We start from the raw sequence: 4,239 nt of genomic DNA on the forward strand, positions 1-4,239 counted from the left end.
ATTACGATAACATTATAATTCTAAAAGTAAACCAACTTAACAACACGTAATATAATTTCTATTACCTTATTATGTCAAGACCTTTCTCATGCTTTTTTATATAAAGAAAAAATGGAAAAACCTCGAAACGAGTTATATAACCAAACTCATACCGCGGCGGTTTTCACTTTTAAAGCCAACCGTGATTTACGGTTCGCCGCTTTATTTTTATGAATAACGCCTGCCTTAACCGCGTGATCAATAACCGAATAAACATCATTAAGCGCGGCGGCGACGCTTTCTCCTTTTGCCGCTAATAATTTTTTTGACGCGGTATTGATTTGCGAACGAACCATACGATTTCTCGCGTTTACCTTCACAGTCTGTCTCATTCTTTTTTTACTCGATTTATGTTGCGGCATTGTAAATACTCCTTTGATGCTCGCTATTTCTAATTTATCGGCAGTAAAATAAAACATGTTTATATAAAAAGTCAATGGAAAATAGTATATTTACCGAAAATTTTCATCAATGGAGAAAAATTTTGGCTGTAAAAAAGATAACTATTTTTATTTTGGACTTGATTTTTCTCATTCGTCCGACACTTCTCGTCCCTGTTTGGACGATCCTTTTTCTCGGATGTATAACGGCTCAAGAACGCAGTTTTTTTGATATTTCACTCAATTTTTTTTCGCCTTTTTCAAAAATGTTTTTATCTTTCACGGCGGTTGTCGGCTGGATATATATAGTGAATCAAATCGCCGACCGTGAAAGCGACAAAATAAACAATAAACTCTTTATTTTATCTCACAATCACATTCCTGTCCGTTTTGCATGGATTGAAGCGATTGTTTTACTCGTATTTTCGCTTTTATCTGCATGGTTCTGGCTTGATTTCGTATGTTTTTTGATAATTTTATTCGCGGCGATTCTCGGATTTTTATATAACTGCCCGCCGTTAAAACTCAAGGATACCGCCTGGAACGGGTTTTTCGCAAATTGGTTCGGACATGGCGTTTTAACCTATTATGCCGGCTGGTATATCGGACAAATATCGTTTGCAGACGGAGTAGATTTTTCGCAAATTCCCGGGTTTCCCGCTATCGGATTTTTATATGCACTGTCAGCGGGATTCGCAAACGGAGCGGTTTATTTAACTTCTACGATTTCGGACATGGAAGGCGACAAACGTGTAAATAAACGAACTTTCGCCGTTGCTTACGGGGTAAAAAACACAGCGTTTTTAGCGACATTATGTGTCGTAGTTTCGTTTTTGACGGCGTTTTTAATTCCATATTCGTTTTGGATAATGGCGATTCCCGCCGGATTGTGCATTCCGTTATTTTTCTCGCTATATAAATCGCAAAAAATTGACCTTGCGTTTAAGACATTCAGGTATCCGGTCGTAATTTTGTCGATAATGACTGCGTTATTTGTCCCTGTTTATGCGGTTTTGGTGTTCGCTGTGGTAATTTTGAGCCGAATTTACTATAAAAAGCGCTTCAACCTTGAATATCCGTCATTTCGCAAGGAGTGATTTCTGAAAACACTTAAATTTTGTTTGGATTTATTTTTCATAACTCGTCCTGTTGTTCTAGTTCCCGTATGGGGATTTGCTCTTTTCGGATATAGAATTTCGTCGCAAACAAGCAATATTTTTCAGACGATAAATTTTTCGGTTATTTTACAAATTTTACTTTTTTCACTGTCGGCCGCTTCAATTTATGTATTGAATCAAATCGCCGACCGTAAAGTCGATGCGGATAATAGCGGATTCCCGTTATTGCTTAAAAGCGAAATTACAAATAAAACAGTTTGGGTTTTAGCGTCGATTCTTGCTGTTTTATCAACAGCAGTCCCGTTTTTTTGCGGACATAAAAACATTTCTGCATTATCTCTCGCCTCTATTTTATTAGGAATCGCATATTGTTTTGCGCCGTTTTCGTTTTCGAGAAAACCTGTTTTGGATTTTTTGTCGAATGCTTTAGGATATGGAACAATTGCGTTTTCGGTTGGCTGGATTTTGGGCGGAGAAAGAATTAACATAGAAATTAATTCCGACTTTTTGCGCTCAATGTTCCCGTATTTTTGGATGATGGCGGCCGGTTCGATTTCTTCTACTTTGCCTGACTATGAAAGCGATAAAGCGAATAAAAAAATCACCACAGCAGTATATTTCGGCAAAAAAACAGCGCATTTTGTCGCAATCGGCTGTATTCTTTCGTCAATTGTCAGCGCGGTATATAACGGAAAAGATTTTGTAGCGCTTTGCGCTTCGTTAATCGCAATGATTTTATATGTTTTATATGTTGTTTTTCCGCAAAACGAAAAACTTATGGAAGCGTGCTACAAAATCGGCGGCGCAGTTTCAATACTTATCATCGGGTTATTTTTTCCGATTTTAATAATTTCCGGCATGATTATTGTAGTGTCTTCAGTTTTATATTTTAGGATATTTTACAATGTTTTCTACCCTTCGCTTTTACCTGCAAAAGAAAAATTTCATCTGAAATAACTTGTTTTCGAGCTGAAAAACAATAGAACAAACATGGTTTCATCTTGACGAATCTATTACTGTGTTATGGAATTACACTGCACAAAAATTATTTGGGAAAGAAAGGTTTTTGAGGTAATTTCGCAATACATTGAGATAACGTTTATTTAGTCGAACGTCTATAAATCACAAAGGGCATGTAAAGTTAAAGGAATAAGTAATATTGAAGAGGAATAGACAGGATTCTGAGGTAAAAATTATTTCATAAAAAGAGGTGGTGGAGTCGGCAATAATTTCGCCGTTAAAATTTGTTTTTCGTCATCCGTTTTACAATACCGGGCAAATACCGCATAGCGTACCATTCTCGGCTGAACGGTTTTTTAGCGTTTGCGATGCGGATCTCACTAAAAATTGCGTGAAGCGCACTATACCATTCAATCTTTAACGGCGACTGCCATTTCGCAACAATTTCGGTAAAAAAATCGGTTGCGCAAAGATCGTTCGGCAATTTATAATTCTTTTTGTAAGGCGATGAGATTGCCGGCATATAATCAAATAGTTTTTGCGGTACGCCAAAATTTATAAGTAAATTCTTTATTTCTTCCTCAGTCCAGTTTTTATTATGAATCCACGCATCAAAAATTTCCAAGATGATTTCATCGGTAATGGCAAGCCCCGTTCCGTTCAACAAAAGTCCTGCACAACTTTTTTCGCAAAATTCGCGGTCGCGGTTTTCATAGTTTCCTACAAAAATTCGATTCGGAGCGTAATCTATCGAATAAAAATTATCCCATATAACAATATTTTTTTCAAATAAGTTTATCGCATGAGAAAGTGATTTTTTATTTATTTCTTTTGAAATAGTACTGTCTCCTGTCCATAACAGAAGGATATTTTCCGGAATATTTTTTTGTAAACTTTCAAGATATTCCGCACAATTTTTGTCGTTAACCAAATCATTTGCATAAACTGTCGGACAAAATAAAATTTGCAATCCGGCAAAATCATCTTTTATTTTTTTGAGCAGTTCGGCATGTAAAACTCCGAGATTTTTTTGAGGATTCGGCGAAATTACCGAAATATCGTCCATAGTAAGAGCAAAAGATTTTGCACCCGCGTTTTCAAAAAAAATTATCTTTTTCTTTATAAAAACGTAGTCGTCGTCATAATCGTATGAGAGTCCGGGAGCGATTGCGGGAATAAATTCACAATTCCGTTTATTTGCGAAATCCATAATCTCATCGAACATTTTTTTTTCTTCGGCGGGATAATCTTCTTTCCAGTAAACTCTATGGCGTCTATCCTCTTTCGGAGCGTACAAATACGTATTCATGCCTTTGTCGAAAACGTTTTTTACAATTTTTTTTCGAGTATTCCAATCAAAAATCCGTCCGTAAAACCCTTCAATATATCCGCAAAGTTTCATAAAATCCCCGTTTTTGTATTTTTACGAAAAATACAAAATGCCTTGCGCGTTTATATAAAATAAAATTATATTTGTCATCGTTCTTAGCCGAAGTGGTGAAATGGTAGACACAGTGGATTCAAAATCCACCGGTAGCAATATCGTGCGAGTTCGAGTCTCGCCTTCGGTACCAGTTAATTTTTAAGGTTCAAGATAAGTTGAACAAATATTATTTTCCTTGCATGAAATACCAAAACATACTTGAAGAAGAACTAAAAAACAAGGTTTCTACGGACTTTTTCGCTAGATTCGACTGCACTGAGATAATCAAAAATATTGATTTTTCCGTAAAAACCAAAAA

At 36.1% G+C, this 4,239-nt stretch carries 4 protein-coding genes and 1 tRNA gene; 3 read left to right on the forward strand and 2 right to left on the reverse strand.

Features of this window, described 5'->3' with window-relative positions; genetic code table 11:
• Positions 1-146: 146 nt before the first annotated feature.
• On the reverse strand, positions 147-401 hold the full coding sequence (rpsT, locus tag LBH98_08950; protein ID MDR0304873.1) for a 30S ribosomal protein S20: 255 nt from the start codon (positions 399-401) through the stop codon (positions 147-149).
• Between the two features lie 122 nt (positions 402-523).
• On the opposite strand from rpsT, the gene LBH98_08955 reads away from it, so the two are divergent.
• Together LBH98_08955 and LBH98_08960 are read left to right on the forward strand one after the other, a co-directional pair.
• Positions 524-1,516: a UbiA family prenyltransferase gene (locus LBH98_08955; protein ID MDR0304874.1), complete on the forward strand. Its 993-nt coding sequence runs from the start codon at positions 524-526 to the stop codon at positions 1,514-1,516.
• A gap of 24 nt (positions 1,517-1,540) precedes the next feature.
• Complete coding sequence (locus LBH98_08960; GenBank protein MDR0304875.1) at positions 1,541-2,494, forward strand: UbiA family prenyltransferase; 954 nt, start codon at positions 1,541-1,543, stop codon at positions 2,492-2,494.
• Between the two features lie 280 nt (positions 2,495-2,774).
• Here the strand turns inward: LBH98_08960 and LBH98_08965 are convergent, their stop codons facing one another.
• Positions 2,775-3,899: a beta-N-acetylglucosaminidase domain-containing protein gene (locus tag LBH98_08965; GenBank protein ID MDR0304876.1), complete on the reverse strand. Its 1,125-nt coding sequence runs from the start codon at positions 3,897-3,899 to the stop codon at positions 2,775-2,777.
• An 86-nt stretch (positions 3,900-3,985) separates the two neighbouring features.
• On the opposite strand from LBH98_08965, the gene LBH98_08970 reads away from it, so the two are divergent.
• A tRNA-Leu gene (locus tag LBH98_08970) sits at positions 3,986-4,071 on the forward strand.
• The last annotated feature ends 168 nt before the right edge of the window (positions 4,072-4,239 follow it).

The organism is Chitinispirillales bacterium, assembly GCA_031254455.1.
In the GTDB taxonomy this organism is placed as follows: domain Bacteria; phylum Fibrobacterota; class Chitinivibrionia; order Chitinivibrionales; family Chitinivibrionaceae; genus WRFX01.